Origin of the sequence: Halalkalibacter urbisdiaboli, assembly GCF_002156385.1 — a bacterium.
GTDB lineage: Bacteria > Bacillota > Bacilli > Bacillales > Bacillaceae_D > Halalkalibacter_A > Halalkalibacter_A urbisdiaboli.
Map to the genome: position 1 here is coordinate 1,261,172 of NZ_MVJM01000002.1, position 16,106 is coordinate 1,277,277.

The window sequence follows — 16,106 nt, forward strand, 5'->3', positions numbered from 1 at the left end:
TTATGCCCCCTCTAATGCTTTTCCAGCAGCAAGTTGATAAAAGGCCCCTTCTCGCATCATCAATTCCTCAAACGTCCCCATTTCTAGTACACGTCCTTTTTCTATGAGGACAATCTTGTTATAATCCTTTATTGTTGATAAACGATGGGCAACCGTGATGGTTGTTCGTCCTTCCATTAGTAGTTGCAAAGCAGCCTGCACTTCTTTTTCACTGATCGTATCGAGCGATGCAGTCGCTTCATCTAGTAAAATGATCGGAGGATTCTTAATAAACATCCGCGCAATGGAAATCCGTTGCTTTTGGCCACCAGACAGTTTGACTCCCCGCTCCCCAAGTAACGTATCATAGCCTTGTGGGAGCTCACAAATAAAATCATGGGCATATGCACCCTTTGCAGCAGCAACGACCTCTTCAAAACTGGCATCAGGACAACCAAACAAGATGTTGTCACGAACACTAGCGCCAAATAAATATGTCTCTTGAAACACAAAGCCGAGGTTCGCCCGTAAATCTTGAAAAGAGAGCTCCTGAATTGGAATCCTATCAAGTAAGATAGCTCCATCTGTCGGATCGTAAAATCGGCCAATGAGCTTAAGTACGGTTGATTTTCCGTTTCCACTCGCTCCAACGAGTGCAACCTTTTCACCAGGATTAACGGTTAATTCAAACTTGTCTAACACCTTTGGACCATCTGTGTATTGAAATGAAACTTGGTCAAATGTGATAAGCCCATTTGATGTTGGAAGTGAGGTTTTTTGTGCGGACTCTGTTACGAGTGGGGTAAGTTTTAAAAATCGATATAGTTTTTCTGCCTGATTCATTAGAACCTTTTGTTCAGTGATGGACGTAACGACAACCGTTAAAATATGCATCGTTTGAAAATAATAAAGCAAAAAGGCTACAAATGCCCCCGTTGATAGCTCCCCAATTTGTGAGAGATGGACCCCGTAAATAATAATAGCGATACCCCCGATGTAATACGACATCCGGCGGTTCGTCCCTCGCCAAAAGGCAAACCAGTAGGTTGTAATCATGCGGTCATTTAATTGCCTGTGCTGCTGCTTTACGCGCTCTAAATCCCATGCTTCGGCAGCATTTGCACGGAGGTCTGCCAATGAAGCGATGCTTTCATAAATTTTTTGATTAAAATGAATACGCTCTGTTGCTAATTTCTTGGAGTTAATGGATGCTTTTCTCTCGAGGTAAGGTCCGAAAAGATAATATAAGAAGAAGCTAGGAATGAGGATAAGACTTAATTTAAGACTAATCGTTGCCATTAAAATAATGGAAATAAGTGAGAAAATTAATCCATTAATCATTCCAGGGAAATGCAGTCGATATAACTGTTGTAGAGAAGCCACCTCTGTATTCATTAGAGATAAACTTTCTCCAATTGGATGCTTTTCGAAATAAGCAAACCCTAGTTTTCGTAAATGTGTGTAAATGGCAAATTGCATATCGCGCGAGGCTCTTTCCTGTAACGATCGTTGAGTTAGATTCCGAACGGCTGTAAATGCTATCGTTAAGAGAACTAAAAGGGCTATTAATCCGATAAGCACCATAAACTGTTTTGATGACTCTGCTGCTAAAACTGAGTCAATAAAGTATTGAATAAATTTCGGAATCGCAAGTTCTACCCCCGTAACGACGAAGCCGCAGAAGATTAGCAGGCAAAGCATGAAGGCATAGGGACGTAAAAAAGACAACGTCCAAACATACACGGTACGTTGACGAATTGCTTTGCTCCCTGTTTGACTTGAGTATTCGCTCATTTTATCCTCCTTTCAAGGGATGTTAAAATATGTATTATAAAAATATATCAATTAATCATTGTGTTTACAATATTATTTTGCATTTATGTTTAAATTTTCTAAATTATATACAACTATTCACATACCCCTTTTAGCTTTTAAAAAACAGCTACTGTAACAGAAAAGAGACACAAATCAGTACGGTTTGCATCTCTTCATGTATTCCCAAGTATTCCGAGAGCTGTTAAATATCTGGCACTCTCTTTTAGACGGTTGCTAAGGAAATCGTAACTTTAAATAAATCTCCATCAACGTCGATCGTTAGAGTTCCTTCATGTAAATCGACAATCGATTTAGCAATGGCTAATCCAAGTCCCGATCCTTCTGTTTGCCTCGATGTATCACCACGCTTAAACCGTTCAAACAATTCATCGATATTCTCTCCTAATTCATATTTTGTCACATTTTTAATCGTAATGACTGCTTGATCCCGAATCACTTGAAGGGTGATATAAACTCTTGTTTGTTCAAGTGAATATTTAAGGCTGTTGCCAATAATATTATCGAACACTCTCCACATTTTTTGTCCATCCACATAGGCATAGACAGACCGCTCCGGCTTAGTTACACGAATGTGTAACGTTGATGCTTGGATTGCCTCATTATATTCGGCTAATGCTTGCTCGAGAAGCTGGCACAAATCAACCTTTTCCTTCGTAAGCTCTATATTACCGGTTGCCATTTTTGTTGCTTCAAATAAATCATCAATTAAGATTTTCAGCCGTTTTGATTTCCGATCGATTATGTCGAGATACGCGGTTCGATCTTCTTCATCTAAATGCTTATCCTTTAATAACTCCGTATAGGTGATAATCGACGTTAAAGGCGTTCGCAAATCATGGCTGACATTTGAAATTAACTCCGTCTTTAATCGTTCACTTTTCGCTTGCTCTCGTTGCGACGTTTTGACCCCTCGTTTTAATGAATTAATATTTTCCGCGAGTTTAGCAAAGATAGATCGTCCCTTTACAGGTAAGTCTGGCTGAAAGTGTCCATTTGTCACTTCAGCAACATTCCGTACAATCAAATTAAGATAGCCTGCCTGTCTCATAAAGATAAAAAGAACGGGTATTCCTACGACAAGAAGCAGTGGTGCAACGATAATGATAAATCTAGGGTCGATAAATACTAGCATCGTACTACTTCCTAACATAAACACGATCGTTAAAAGGAGCAGTAATTGAGTACCAACCTTTCTAACAAGAAAAGCGTCCCTTATCGCTTGATATATCCGAACGATCATTGAGTCTTTTGCTTCTTCCACCAAAATTAAAGGTTCACGTAATTTTTTTATAAGAAAGAGCAACTGAAGCGTCGTTACACTTACAAATAGTGTCGATACGACTAATTGGACCAGGACATCTTGAATAAAGACTGATAATAGATCGTAATAATAAAGATTTCCTGAACTCGTAACACTTTCTACTGTTAGTAAGCTACTAACAAGTAGCAGAATTATTCGAATGTCTAAAGGAACTCGATCATAAAGCACTTGCCATTTTTCAATTTTTTCAAAAGGGAAAATAGCTTTATTTCTTAACATGATAAAAGCTGATATAAGCGCGATGACTCCTAAGATGAAATAGCTTAACAATACGACTTGATTTTTCTTAAATCGTTGAAAATTATTCATGATTTCACTACCAGCTTGAGCATCTTTCGAAATGGCGATGACTCCTTCAAACTGACTTGATTCAGAAAGTGTAATCGGATTTCCGGAATTACCCAAGTAAAAATATTGTCCTTCAAACGATAAATAATGACCCGCGCCATACGATTTCACGAAAAGCATATCCTTTGTTGAGAGTTGTTCAGGTGTCATCGTTTCTGGTAGATTCGAGTATGTTTTCCCTGATGTTTTCTCTTTTAAATAGTATGTAAATACACTTTTGTATCGCTCAAGCTCTACACGGGCACTCTGTAGTTCTTGAAAATGTCTATTTATTTCCTGTTCTTTTTCACTTATTATTTTTTTACTTACATGTTCATCATTCGTAAAATTTGCTGAAATGTCTTCGATTTTACGATCTCTTTCCTCTTTATAAAGCCGAGCCATTTCCTCATTTCCTGTACGTTCAGCTTCTTGTATATCGTACTTATACTGCTCATTTATACTCGCTATTTGCTCAGAAAGCGTTCCATAGCGGTATCGATGTTCATCAATCTCGTCCTGACTAACTTCAATCGATTTTTTTACTTCAGCTTTCGTTTTAATCAATTCAACCTGTGAAAGTAAAAAAGTAAAATGCTCAAATTGCCTAGCAAAGTTCTCTGTTTGAAAATAACTAGGTTTTACATACTCGCTTCCATGGGTGCTTACCGAGATTAAGCTCATCCCACCTAATGTTAATAACATCAATAGGATAACTGTTCGAATAAGTTCATTTTTCAATTTTGTAGCCAATCCCCCATACCACCTTTACATACCTTGGATTTTTCGGGTCAATTTCAATTTTTTCACGAATTTTACGAATGTGGACAGCGACTGTATTTTCCGCATTAATACAAGGCTCGTTCCAAACTCGTTCGTATATTTCATCAATAGAGAATACCCTACCAGCGTTCGTCATTAATAGTTCCACTATTTTATATTCAATCTTCGTTAATTTTACTGGCTCTCCATGAATCGCTACTTCTTTTGCCGTTTGATTAAGAGAAAGACCATTTATTTCTATTAGCTTCTCATGATGTTCATACGTTCCTAACGTGACGTACCGTCTTAATAATGATTTTACTCTTGCAATCAGCTCGAGTGGCTGAAACGGCTTCGTAACATAATCATCTGCGCCTATTTGGAGTCCCAGTATTTTATCGGTATCCTCGCTTTTTGCGCTTAACATTAAGATTGGGATGTTCTTTTGCTCGCGTATTTTCATCGTTGTCGCCAGTCCGTCTAGCCTTGGCATCATCACATCTAAAATCATTAAATGAACATCCTGCTCATTCAGCTTCTCAATGGCTTCTATTCCATCTTGCGCTTGAATGACAGTCATCCCTTCATTTTTCAAATAAATGTCGATTGCCTCTCTAATTTCCTTTTCATCATCAACAACTAAAACCGTAAATGAATTCATTACTCTCCCCCTTCTTCACTCGTTTCGTATAGTGATAGTATAAGTTGAAAATCTTAATATTCCCTTACTATAAATCTTAAAAATTTCTTAATAAATCTACCTTCACAAGAAAAAAGCCTCACATAAGGAGACCTTTCATACATTATATTTTTGTCTCCATCAGTGAGGCTACTTCCCGAAACCCTAGTTTTTCATATAAACGTCGTGCTGGATTTCCCGCAAAGACATTTAGTTGAACACGATTAAAGCCCCGGTGCTTAAAATGATCAAGCGCAAATTCCATTAGCATGCGTCCTGCACCGTATTTGCGAAACTGGGGAAGGACGTATAGCTCTAATATAACTCCAGAATAGTCATTCGTGTAGGGTCCCCTCGTTTCACCAAGCAGCACCCATCCTTGTAGTCTTTGCTGATGTGTAAGAACATAATAGATACCTTGATAAGGCGCATTCAAATCATAGTCGGTAATTTTATTCGTTTCATTTACATACCCCATCGTTGCTTCCTGTTGCACTTGACTCCCAATACTTTGTATATAATCAGTCTCTTCCTTCGTTGCTTTTCTAATAAGCACGTTTACTCACCTCTTTTACATCCTATTTAATTACTGTATTCAAGAGGTGGTCTGTTCGCTTCTTTTGCTGTAGTAATCTTTTATAATTTCGACAATTTAGGCTTTAGCGATAGTAATGTAATCCCAATAAAAATGAAGCTGATTCCAAACCAAGCAAAGGTAGTCAACTGTTCTCCGACAAAAAAGACACCTAATAAAGCGGCTGTTAAAGGTTCCGCCAACGAAAGTGTGACTGCTGTAGAAGAGGTGATCGAAGTTAACCCTTTTGAAAAGAGTACATAGGCTAGTGCCGTCGCAATTACACCTAAATGAATACTTACCGCCATGCCTTGCCACTCTCGTAACCACGTCAGATCAAACATAAATAAAACAGGAATTAGTAAAAGAGCGCTTAACGAAAAGACAATAGCCATCGCCATAAGGGGTGTAAACTGGTCAACGAGCTCTTTGCTTACAATTGTGTAGAGAGCAAATGTTAAACCAGCTCCTAAAGCCATGAACACCCCATATGGATCGATGTAAACGGAGTCCTTATTCACAAACAACATCAGACAACCAATAATCGATAAAGCTGTTGCGGCCCACCAAATTTTTGATGCCGGCCTTTTCCAAAATATCCACTCTAACATGCCCGCTAAAACAGGGGCACTGCCAATGGCTACAACGGTGCCAACTGCAACTCCCGTACTATAAACAGCTGAAAAAAAGAAAGGCTGATAACAGGCCATACACGCAGCAGCTAATAGAATAGGTCGGACTGGCCACCTCGTTTTTAGTGAAAATTGACCTGACAGGATAAGAATGAATAATAATGTCCCCCCACCGATGGCCAACCGCACAGCCCCAAGAGCCATTGGATGAGTGGACACTGGAGCAAAGGTTTGTGCTGTTCCTGTTGTTCCCCATAAAACAGCAGCCATCAAAACAAAAATAAATGCCCACGTTCCTTTCACGATAACTCTCCCCCGTCTTCAAATCTAAAGTGGTTTGTTCACCAAAATTAACCATACCAGTAATCGGCATTTAAAAAAAGAGTATAGCTAGCATAACTAAGAAATTTCGATTAATTAGTATTTAAGTAACGAAATTAGGACAGGTTGAAGAAAAGTTCAACATTATATTTTCACAATCTGTCCATAGGAAACATTTTTTTATTGCATTAAAATAAGGAGCGAGGTGAGTAAAAATGAAAAAATTTTTTTCTAGAATCGTTCCATTGATTGTTGTGATCGCTCTAACCGCTTGTGGAAACGGAAACGATGAGAACGATGAGCAACATACCGAGCCCGAGTCCGCTCCTGAGGAAAGCCTAGACAAGACAGGTCATGAACACATAGATCACTCGAGTTCAGGTGAGGTCCCTGAAAACTTAAAGGTGGAGGAAAACCCAGCCTTTGAAGTGGGAAGTAAAGCGTTGATTAATCATGGTCACATGCCCGGAATGGAAGGTACCGAAGCAACAATTGTTGGTGCCTATCATACTAATGTGTATGCTGTTTCCTATACGTCAACAACGGGTGGCGAAAGAGTGGAAGAACATAAATGGGTCATTCATGAAGAGTTAAAGGATGCTGGTGAAGAACCGTTCGAACCTGGTACAGAGGTGACCCTTGAAGCAGATCATATGGAAGGAATGAAGGGTGCACTTGCTGAAATTGATTTCGTTGAAGAAACAACGGTCTATATGGTTGATTTCACATTAACGACAGATGGCGAAGAAATTAAAAATCATAAATGGGTAACAGAAGATGAACTCTCGCCAATCGAACACCATTAAGTAAATACATCCCCCAAAATAGAAAAGGGGTTGTCTCAAAAGTATAAAGCGTCACAGCAATGGCTTCCTCCGCTACGCGCCATACGATGAGAATGTAGCGACTACGCTCATTGCATGAAGGCTGTGCCAAAAGGTTAAAAAACAACCTTTTGGCACAGTTTCTATGATGTTGCTGTTATCGAAACTACTTTGTTTCGTCCAGTTTCTTTTGCTTCGTATAGTGCTTTATCTGCACGGTGCATAACACTCTCTACTTTTTCCGAAGGGATTACGTTTGTGACACCCAAACTAATGGTTACTTGGAGCGGACCCGAATCCGTTTCCACATCCATATTTGCAATTAACTGACGAAGCTCTTCTCCCTGCTGATATGCTTGTTCTATCGATGTTTGCGGAAGTAAAATTGCAAACTCCTCTCCGCCAAGTCTTGCAAAAACATGATGTGGGGCAATATAGGCCTTTGTTTCTCTTGACAGCGAACGCAACACCTTATCACCAATAACATGTCCATTGCGGTCATTAACCTTCTTAAAATAATCGACATCAAAAAGAATAAAGGCTAATGGCTGTTTATTATGAAGGTGCTTTTCCAACTCTTGTTCAAATACATTGTAAAAATAACGGCGATTATAGCTGTCTGTAAGAGCATCGGTTATCGCTATTTCCTCCATCTGCTCATACATTTTTGCGTTATCAATTGCAATAGCCATTTGACTAACATACGTTAATGCCAAGCTTTGTTCACTTTCATTAAATGCCACCGCCATTCTCTCGATGACAAGCACACCTAAATAGACTTTATGTACATAAAAAGGCATATACAACACTTGGTGACCGTGAAACATTTCGATGATTGGTTGTTCAATATTATCCACATGATTATACATCGTTGCCAACTTTTCCTCATTCACTCTCGTGCTAATTTCACCAACGGTCGCTACTTGCTTCCAAAAGCCCGCTTCCTTCATATACATACTCACACGGTCACATTCAATGATGTTTCTTAAGTGAGTCAAGGCTAGCTGTTGAACTTCCTCAACATCTAAAGTTGAACTAATGGAAAAGATAGCTTCACGGAGAGATTCCGACAGTTTGCCGCGTTCTTGCTCAAGTACAAAGCTTTGCTGAATTTTTACTGCCTTCTCGTTCTCATTCATTAACTGTTTAATCTTCTCAAGCGTCTCATTAAGCTTCATGCCAAGCATGCCAAATTCATCCTTCGAGCTAAGTTCAACACGAGCATGTAAATTCCCTAGACCAGCAGCGTTCATGACACTCATAATGCTTTGTAATGGTCTTGTAACCCACTTGGTTAAGACAAAGGTTAGTAACAGAAACGAAATCATAATAAACATTACACTTTGTAACATTGAATACTGTACAAGCTTTTTCGTCTTAGCCGTTACATACTCTTCTGAAAAAGCAATCAGAACCGTCCCTTGAATGGCTTCAGAATCATTGATAATCGGAATGCTCGTTGCTTGATATTTCTCGGCATCGATATTGAGTTGTACTTTAGCAATTGTATTCTGTTCCTGCGCTTGCTTGACGACATTAAAATCAAAGTGAATGTCCTTAACAGCTTCTTCAGACGATTCACTATGATAAAGCAGCTCACCATTTTTGTCATAAATGAGCACATATGCAACCTCTGGGTATTTCTCAACAACTTCCCGACAGATTTCATCGAACTGATAAAGCTCCCCAATGTCTAATCCAAACGATAAAATTCTTTCTGCCTGAAGCTTTACACTTTCACCGACAAATAGAATTTCCTGTTCAATCGCCTTTTTATATTCCTGCGTAAACATATAGCTACTTATATAATTATTCGTTCCAATCATGGAAACAAGGATGACAATAACAATGAAAAGGATTTTGTATTTCAGCTTTGTCATTGTTTCTTCTCCCACTCATACTCTGTTATCACCTTTGAGCTAAGCAGGACTTTGCTCGTTACCTGGATACCTAACTCATTTGCGCGAGCTATATTAATTAACGCCTCTCCTTTCATAGAAGGTCGAAATGGCAGACTATCGGGACTTTTCCCTTCAACTAATATTTCTCTCGCTAATTTTCCGGCCTCATATCCTTGCTCATATCCAGAAATACTTACAACTGCTAACGTTCCATAAGATGTCCGATCTTTCCAATAGCTGAAATCTGGAAGACTACTATTTTCTGCAGTCCATTTAAGAACATCTTGATAATGCATATTTTCCCCTTTTTCATCTGTAAATGTAAAGATTCCAATTAAAGCAATAGCATCAACGGTTTTCTCGTATTCTCTAATTTTATTCTTATATTGTTCAAACGAACCGATTACATCCCAAGCTACAAACTCTACATGCTGAACCTTCTCAAGCTGTTCTTTCATCCGGGCTTCAACAGGCTCCCACATGCTATCCTCATCGAACACGACTGCAATTTTCTTCACGTCAGGAACGACCTGGGTTAATAAATTAACACTCTCGACGAAATGTTCGTATTCCAACACACCCGTTACATTCTTTGAATCCGTAAACCCATAGGCAGCCGGATCTTGATTAATAGCACTAAACACGATCGGTAACGACGTATTTACATAATGAGCTGTTACATATTGCTGTGCGTCGTCATCAGATGCAAACACTAAATCAGGCTTCCATGATTCAATTAATGCTCGTGCCTCTTCGCCTTTTTGGAGCTTGTGTTCTTCAGAGCTAATGTTTTTCGTGTCCATTTGAAACACCTTGTATTCTACATTTACCCCGTCAAGTGCCGCTTGAAAACCCTCCAGTTGAATATCAGTCCATTCCCACGGCGAATGATAACTCATAATATGTAAAATTTTAAACGCTTCTTCCCTCCGCTCTATTTTTTTCGTTTCGCCTGTTCCTTCTATTACTTCAGCATCGTTCTCTTTAACATTAGTATTTACATTACATGCTGTACAGATTAAGAGGAGAAAAACCCCTAGATACATTATCGCTCGCATTTTCCCACCCCACTTTATTCCATCCCGACATACCTGATTATATAGCTTAACCCCTGATCTCTATCTACTCTTTAAATACTATTCCTTATTTACTATTTAACACGTTTGTTCGTGAAATTTACAGACTTTTTTCTAAATACTCTATATTTTCTTCATCCTATTACTAGAGTGATTACTCTCCTCTGTATCAGGCCAGCATACTGTTCCCTCTCGATTAAGAAAAAGGCACCCTTGAAAAGAGATACTTCTTTTCAGGATGCCTGGTATCTTAGCTTATTTTAACTGATTGCTTACCTTGCTGAAGTTGATACATACGGTAATACGTACCCTTTTGATTCAAAAGCTCCTCATGTGAGCCACGCTCTACAACCTCCCCTTTATCAAGGACAAGAATTTGATCAGCGTTGCGGATCGTTGATAATCGGTGGGCAATGACAAAGGTTGTTCTTCCTTCCTTTACAATATTCAACGCATGTTGAATCATAGCTTCTGTCTCCGTATCAATATTAGCGGTAGCCTCATCTAATATTAATATGGCGGGATCATAGGCTAAGGCTCTTGCAAAGGAAATAAGCTGTCGTTGTCCTGCCGATAATGTACTCCCCTTTTCAAGAACTGGTTCCTCAATTTGGTTTGGTAATTGTTTGATAAATGCCTCTGCCCCTACATCACGCAAGGCCTTCCGTATCTGCTCCTCTGATATCGCTGGGTTATCCAAGCTTACGTTCGATGAAATCGTGCCACTAAACAAAAATGGATCCTGCAGAACAATCCCCATATGTCTTCTTAATTGCTGTCGTGGCATTTCTCTTGTGCTGCGTCCATCAATCGTAATTTCACCCCGTTCTATATCATAATAGCGGAATAGTAGATTAATAATGGAGCTTTTCCCAGAGCCGGTATGCCCAACTAACGCCACAGTCTCACCCTTTTTTGCTTCGAAGCTAATATCCTTTAGGACATCGTGCTTACCGTCGTAGGAAAACGAGACATGATTAAACCGGACGTTTCCATCGTAACGAGCGATCGGTTGTTCATTAACTTCTTCAGCCTTTTCATCCAAGAGCTCAAACACACGAATCGAGGCAACTCTTGCTTGCTCTAATTGTGAGAGCTGGTTTACGATATCCGTTACTGGCTGGAACAATCGACCAAGGTAATCAATAAACGCATATAGCATCCCAATTGATACGGCTGCGGTCATACCGATAGATTGGCCCCCAAAATGCCAAATAAGAGCGACGAACGCTAGATTTCGTAACACAAAAACAAGATTGTGAGACGTAATCGAATTTAAATGCAATAGTTTATTCTGATACGTAAAATGTTCTTCATTTAAAGTTTCAAATTCCTTTGATATTTGTGTTTTTCGTCGAAACGCACGAATGATTGGCATCCCCTGAATCGATTCATTGATCATTCCGTTCATATCACTCACTCGCGAACGGATAAGATGATTATAATTTGAGGCAAACTTGCGATATAAAATCACCCAAACGACCATAATTGGTACGAGCAGTAATGTGATTGTCGCTAGTGTTGTATCAAGTAGGAACAGTGCCACAAATATCGCGGACATGTAAATGCTACTTGTAAAAAACGTAGCAAGTACTTTAACGAAAAGTTCACGAATCGCCTCTGTATCATTTGTTACACGTGAAACAATTTTTCCGGCTGGTCGATTATCAAAGTACGTTATCGGAACTCCTTGTATATGCTCAAATACATCCGTCCTCATCTTTTGAATAATTCGGTTTGCTGCCGATTGCAATAAGAGCGATTTACCATATTGGAAAAAAGCCGCAATTACGAGCAATCCTACATAAAAGGCTAGTAGCCAAACAATGGGTCCAATTTCTGGTTTGTAAAATGCAAAGAGCTCTTGCTGACTCAGACGTGTTGCTTCATATTGAGCTGTCTCATCGCCCATTGTTACAGTTAACGTATTACCATCAATAATTCGATTTCCATCGAAGCCAAGATGCTCATTAATGGCATAAAACGAAAGTCCGACTTGAACAAGCTGAAGAGGTTGATTTTGCTGTTCATGTTCCGATGCAAATTCACTTCTTTTATAAAGACTGCCCCGATAGGAAACCGTTTTTTCATCCTCGGTTTCAACCTCCACCCAAGGATTCTCAATCCCCATCATATGGTCATCAATTATTTTCTTAGCAATAAAAGGCCCCGATAGCTCTGTAACAACCGCTACCGTTAGCATCGCTAATGCAATAAATATCGTACGTTTATATAGCATCGCATAACGGAAGAGGCGTTTTCCTGTTGATTCCTTCATCAGCTCACCTCCCCGTACTGATCTGACCGCTGACGCTCATATTGTTCCTTATACCACCCATTCCTTAGTAGTAGCTGTTCATGTGTTCCTTCTTCAATGATGGCACCATCATCCATAACCACAATCCAATCAGCATGCTGGACGGCCGATAAACGGTGTGCGGTTATAAATGTTGTTTTTCCAGCACGTTCGCGGCGGATATTTTCAATAATAGCTGCCTCTGTCTTTCCATCAACGGCTGACATTGCATCATCAAGAAGAAGAATATCGGGATCTTTAATTAATGCACGCGCAATTGAAATTCGTTGCTTTTGACCACCTGATAACGCAACACCTTTTTCACCCACGAGCGTATCTAAGCCATTAGGCAACGACACTAAGTCTTGATTAAAGGAAGCAAGTGCTAATGCGTTATGAATCTCGTCCTCGGACACCTCGGCCTTTCCAAATTGAAGGTTCTCACGAATCGTACGTGAAAACAGAATTTGTTCTTGTGGAACATAGCCAACCCAAGAATGAACAGTATCAACTGGAATTTCCTCAAGTGGGATTCCAGAAATGCTCACTTGCCCTTCACCAAGTGGATATTCTCTTAAAAGCTGCTTCAACAGCGTCGTCTTTCCACTTCCTGTTTTACCGACAACCCCAATCGTCTCGCCTCGCGCTAATGAAAAGGTAACATTTTTAAGATTATCGGTTGTTGAGGATGGATAACGAAAGCTAACATTCGAGAATTCCACTGCCTCTGGTACGTTAACTTCAACTGGATGTGCCACGTCCTTTACATCTAATGGATAGGATAATGTTTCATTCACCCGGTCAAGCGAAGCGTTCCCACGTTGGAGAACATTGATTAGCTCACCAACTGCAAACATTGGCCAAATAAGCATTCCTAAATAAATATTAAAGGAAACCAATTCGCCTAGTGTAATTCTTTGATGAAACACAAGATACGCCCCGTAACCAAGTCCAATAACATAACTAAGTCCGACTAAAATTTTTATCGTTGGTTCAAACAAGGCATCCACTCGTGCGACAGCCATGTTTTTACTAAATACTTCCTCTGTCTTTTGTTTAAATCTGTTTTCATCTGCCTTTTCTTGAACATAAGCACGAACGACGCGAACACCTGCGATCGACTCAAGTACATAATCGTTTAACTCACCAAATGAGTCTTGAGCAACCATAAATCGTTTATGAATCATTTTTCCATAGTACCTTATAGCAAGGGCCATAAGTGGTAACGGCAGCAACGCAGCTAATGTTAGCTGCCAGCTAATCGTTACCCCCATAACCAATATAATAATTACCATAAAAATCGTTGAATCGATTAAGGTCAAAATCCCAAACCCTGCTGTCATAGAAATTGCCTTTAAATCATTCGTTGCTCTCGCCATCAAATCGCCGGTACGATTTTTCTCATAAAAGCTCGGAGTCATTGTGAGCAAGTGCTTCATAAAGCGTGAGCGTAATATGCGTTCAATTAAAAAGGCACCTCCAAACAATTGATACATCCATACATACGTAATGAAATAACAAACGACGATTAACCCGCCATAAAGCAAAACAATTTCATACAATCTTTCGGTTGTCATCTGACCTATATGAATATCATCAATCGCAATCCCGATTAACTTTGGTGGAATAACATCTAACCCACTGGCAATAATTAACAAAGTAACTGCGATCGTATATCGTTTCCAATACGTTTTAAAAAACCAAGCTAGCTTCCATAATACAGAGAACATTCACGTTCCCTCCTCTCTCTTCTCTCCCTTAGAACACTTACTACACTACCCATCTTTAATCCACTCACGATAAATCATCCGTACACACATCTCCTCATTCATTAAAATCACTCCTAAAAAATGTATTAAGAAAAGCTAAAAGCAGCTTATTCTTCCTAAAAGTAAAATAAAAAAGACACCACGAGCGCGCGTGATGTCATAAGAAAAAATAAAAAAACGCACGTCATAGGTGACCTGCGCAAAAACACAAAGGTATCCGCTTGCATTACCTTATTGCACTAAAAGCAGGGTCACATCTTCAATTGTTGTACGTAATGCCATATGCTTTTCCATGATGTACCCTCCTCCTCTTGGTTAATTTTGTTAACAGTTTATATTTTCCAAATAATGTTGTCAATGTTTTTTTGATTTTTCGCTAAAAATAATCAATACAATGGATTACTTGGAGGTTTTTTAAATGACAAAAAAACAAACGGTTGCTGGAACAGATATCACAGAAGTAAAACGATTAAATGCCCAATCTGGATTAACCTATAACGAAGCAAAAATGCTTCTAGCTAAACAGCGGGGCTTTCTAACAAACAAAACTCGAAAACAGCACTAGTTGGTAGGTAATATGTAACGATGTGAAACAGGCGAACCGATAACAGTTGACGTATTAATGGTGCCATAGGGAATTAGTTTATCAATTAGTTCCCTCATTCTCGTCATATCAGCCACTGCTGCCTTTAGAAAATAACTAACCTCCCCAGTTACCCGATGACATTCAATTATATCCTCCTCGTTCTGTACACATTGTTCAAATTCCTGGAGCGAAACTTTTAGAGCACTTACTTGAATAATTAACATAATCTCTCTTCCTACTTTAGGTAGTGAGATTCTCGCCGTATACTCTTCAATAATCCCCTTCTCCTGTAAGCGTAATAAGCGCTCGGAAATACTTGGACGACTTAAGGCAATCGCTTGAGATAAATCACTAATAGTCATTCGAGCATTTTGCTGTAACAACATTAATAGTTTTTTATCAATTTCATCCACCTTACCCACCTCTTATCAATTCGTATATAAGAAAGACTTTTTTCGTTCAAAATGAATAAAGATAACCGACAATACCTTCATAACTTCATACAAAACATCCCTTAAGTATTTTATCATAAAATAAGGAGGTTGGTTACAATGTTAAAAAGAATTGCCATGATGATGATTGCCTGCTTTCTTACGAGTATAGGGGTGCTTATTTTAAACCATTCGCAGATCGTGACGGGTGGAACAGCTGGGCTCGCCTTAAGTTTGTCCTACCTTTTCCATTTTCCATTTTCGATTACGTTCTTTTTTATAAATCTTCCCTTTTACGTATTTGCGCTTCTAAGAATGGGAGTCCGCTTCACCGTCTCTACCGTATTTTCAGTTTCGGTGTTATCGTTGTTAACGACGATGAATCAGTGGCTACCGGACTTTACAATCCCTTCCTTCGCTGGTGCTATTATAGGTGGGGCAATTATTGGAATGGGCCTTTCACTCTTATTCATGAACGGAGCTTCACTTGGAGGAGCTAACATTCTTGCCTTGTTTTTACAGCAACGCTTTCATATGAATCCAGGAAAGATTAATTTTTTATTTGATTTATTTGTTGTCCTGTTAAGCATTTATACAGTCGGGCTTATAAAAGGGATCTTCTCAATTATATCCATTGCAGTTACTTCAAGGATTATTAGTTACTTTAAAAATGAATTTGCGACAAATAGCAAGGAAAAAAAACAAAAGCAGTACACGACTTCTACTCGACCTTCTATTCCGCTTACCGAGTAAATAGTTAAGGGGGGGGTTCATGTTTGTCATCTGTGAAAA

13 protein-coding genes are annotated in these 16,106 nt (G+C 39.2%); 3 read left to right on the forward strand and 10 right to left on the reverse strand.

What is annotated here, in order from left to right:
* The 5 genes from B1R93_RS13825 to B1R93_RS13845 form a co-directional block, all read right to left on the reverse strand.
* Entirely contained in the window at positions 1 to 1,773 is a 1,773-nt protein-coding gene (locus tag B1R93_RS13825; protein WP_088104529.1) for an ABC transporter ATP-binding protein, read from the reverse strand.
* A gap of 244 nt (positions 1,774 to 2,017) precedes the next feature.
* Positions 2,018 to 4,216, reverse strand: coding sequence for a sensor histidine kinase (locus B1R93_RS13830; RefSeq protein WP_088104530.1), 2,199 nt, complete (start codon positions 4,214 to 4,216; stop codon positions 2,018 to 2,020).
* Positions 4,194 to 4,886 (reverse strand): response regulator transcription factor, encoded by a 693-nt coding sequence (locus B1R93_RS13835; RefSeq protein WP_088104531.1) that lies wholly within the window; start codon positions 4,884 to 4,886, stop codon positions 4,194 to 4,196. The genes B1R93_RS13830 and B1R93_RS13835 overlap by 23 nt, the downstream gene beginning before the upstream one ends.
* Before the next feature lie 142 nt (positions 4,887 to 5,028).
* Positions 5,029 to 5,460, reverse strand: a complete 432-nt coding sequence (locus B1R93_RS13840) for a GNAT family N-acetyltransferase (RefSeq protein WP_088104532.1) — start codon at positions 5,458 to 5,460, stop codon at positions 5,029 to 5,031.
* Positions 5,461 to 5,540: 80 nt separating this feature from the next.
* Positions 5,541 to 6,413 (reverse strand): EamA family transporter, encoded by an 873-nt coding sequence (locus B1R93_RS13845; RefSeq protein WP_245308282.1) that lies wholly within the window; start codon positions 6,411 to 6,413, stop codon positions 5,541 to 5,543.
* Positions 6,414 to 6,646: 233 nt separating this feature from the next.
* On the opposite strand from B1R93_RS13845, the gene B1R93_RS13850 reads away from it, so the two are divergent.
* Positions 6,647 to 7,237, forward strand: coding sequence for a YdhK family protein (locus tag B1R93_RS13850; RefSeq protein WP_088104533.1), 591 nt, complete (start codon positions 6,647 to 6,649; stop codon positions 7,235 to 7,237).
* Positions 7,238 to 7,398: 161 nt separating this feature from the next.
* On the opposite strand, the gene B1R93_RS13855 is transcribed toward B1R93_RS13850, so the two are convergent.
* From B1R93_RS13855 to B1R93_RS13870, 4 genes are all read right to left on the reverse strand, one after another.
* Positions 7,399 to 9,135: a diguanylate cyclase gene (locus tag B1R93_RS13855; RefSeq protein ID WP_088104534.1), complete on the reverse strand. Its 1,737-nt coding sequence runs from the start codon at positions 9,133 to 9,135 to the stop codon at positions 7,399 to 7,401.
* Positions 9,132 to 10,214 (reverse strand): ABC transporter substrate-binding protein, encoded by a 1,083-nt coding sequence (locus tag B1R93_RS13860; RefSeq protein WP_088104535.1) that lies wholly within the window; start codon positions 10,212 to 10,214, stop codon positions 9,132 to 9,134. Before B1R93_RS13860 ends, B1R93_RS13855 begins: the two co-directional genes overlap by 4 nt.
* 268 nt (positions 10,215 to 10,482) lie before the next feature.
* Positions 10,483 to 12,510: an ABC transporter ATP-binding protein gene (locus B1R93_RS13865; RefSeq protein ID WP_088104536.1), complete on the reverse strand. Its 2,028-nt coding sequence runs from the start codon at positions 12,508 to 12,510 to the stop codon at positions 10,483 to 10,485.
* Positions 12,510 to 14,258: an ABC transporter ATP-binding protein gene (locus B1R93_RS13870; RefSeq protein WP_088104537.1), complete on the reverse strand. Its 1,749-nt coding sequence runs from the start codon at positions 14,256 to 14,258 to the stop codon at positions 12,510 to 12,512. Before B1R93_RS13870 ends, B1R93_RS13865 begins: the two co-directional genes overlap by 1 nt.
* A 457-nt stretch (positions 14,259 to 14,715) precedes the next feature.
* On the opposite strand from B1R93_RS13870, the gene B1R93_RS23035 reads away from it, so the two are divergent.
* On the forward strand, positions 14,716 to 14,862 hold the full coding sequence (locus tag B1R93_RS23035) for a hypothetical protein (protein ID WP_088104538.1): 147 nt from the start codon (positions 14,716 to 14,718) through the stop codon (positions 14,860 to 14,862).
* Here the strand turns inward: B1R93_RS23035 and B1R93_RS13880 are convergent.
* The gene (locus B1R93_RS13880) at positions 14,859 to 15,296 is read right to left on the reverse strand and encodes an Lrp/AsnC family transcriptional regulator (protein WP_088104539.1); all 438 of its coding nucleotides are present in this window, start codon (positions 15,294 to 15,296) and stop codon (positions 14,859 to 14,861) included. The genes B1R93_RS23035 and B1R93_RS13880 overlap by 4 nt on opposite strands.
* Positions 15,297 to 15,434: 138 nt before the next feature.
* Between B1R93_RS13880 and B1R93_RS13885 the strand changes: the two genes are divergently transcribed.
* Complete coding sequence (locus B1R93_RS13885; protein ID WP_088104540.1) at positions 15,435 to 16,067, forward strand: YitT family protein; 633 nt, start codon at positions 15,435 to 15,437, stop codon at positions 16,065 to 16,067.
* Positions 16,068 to 16,106: the final 39 nt, after the last annotated feature.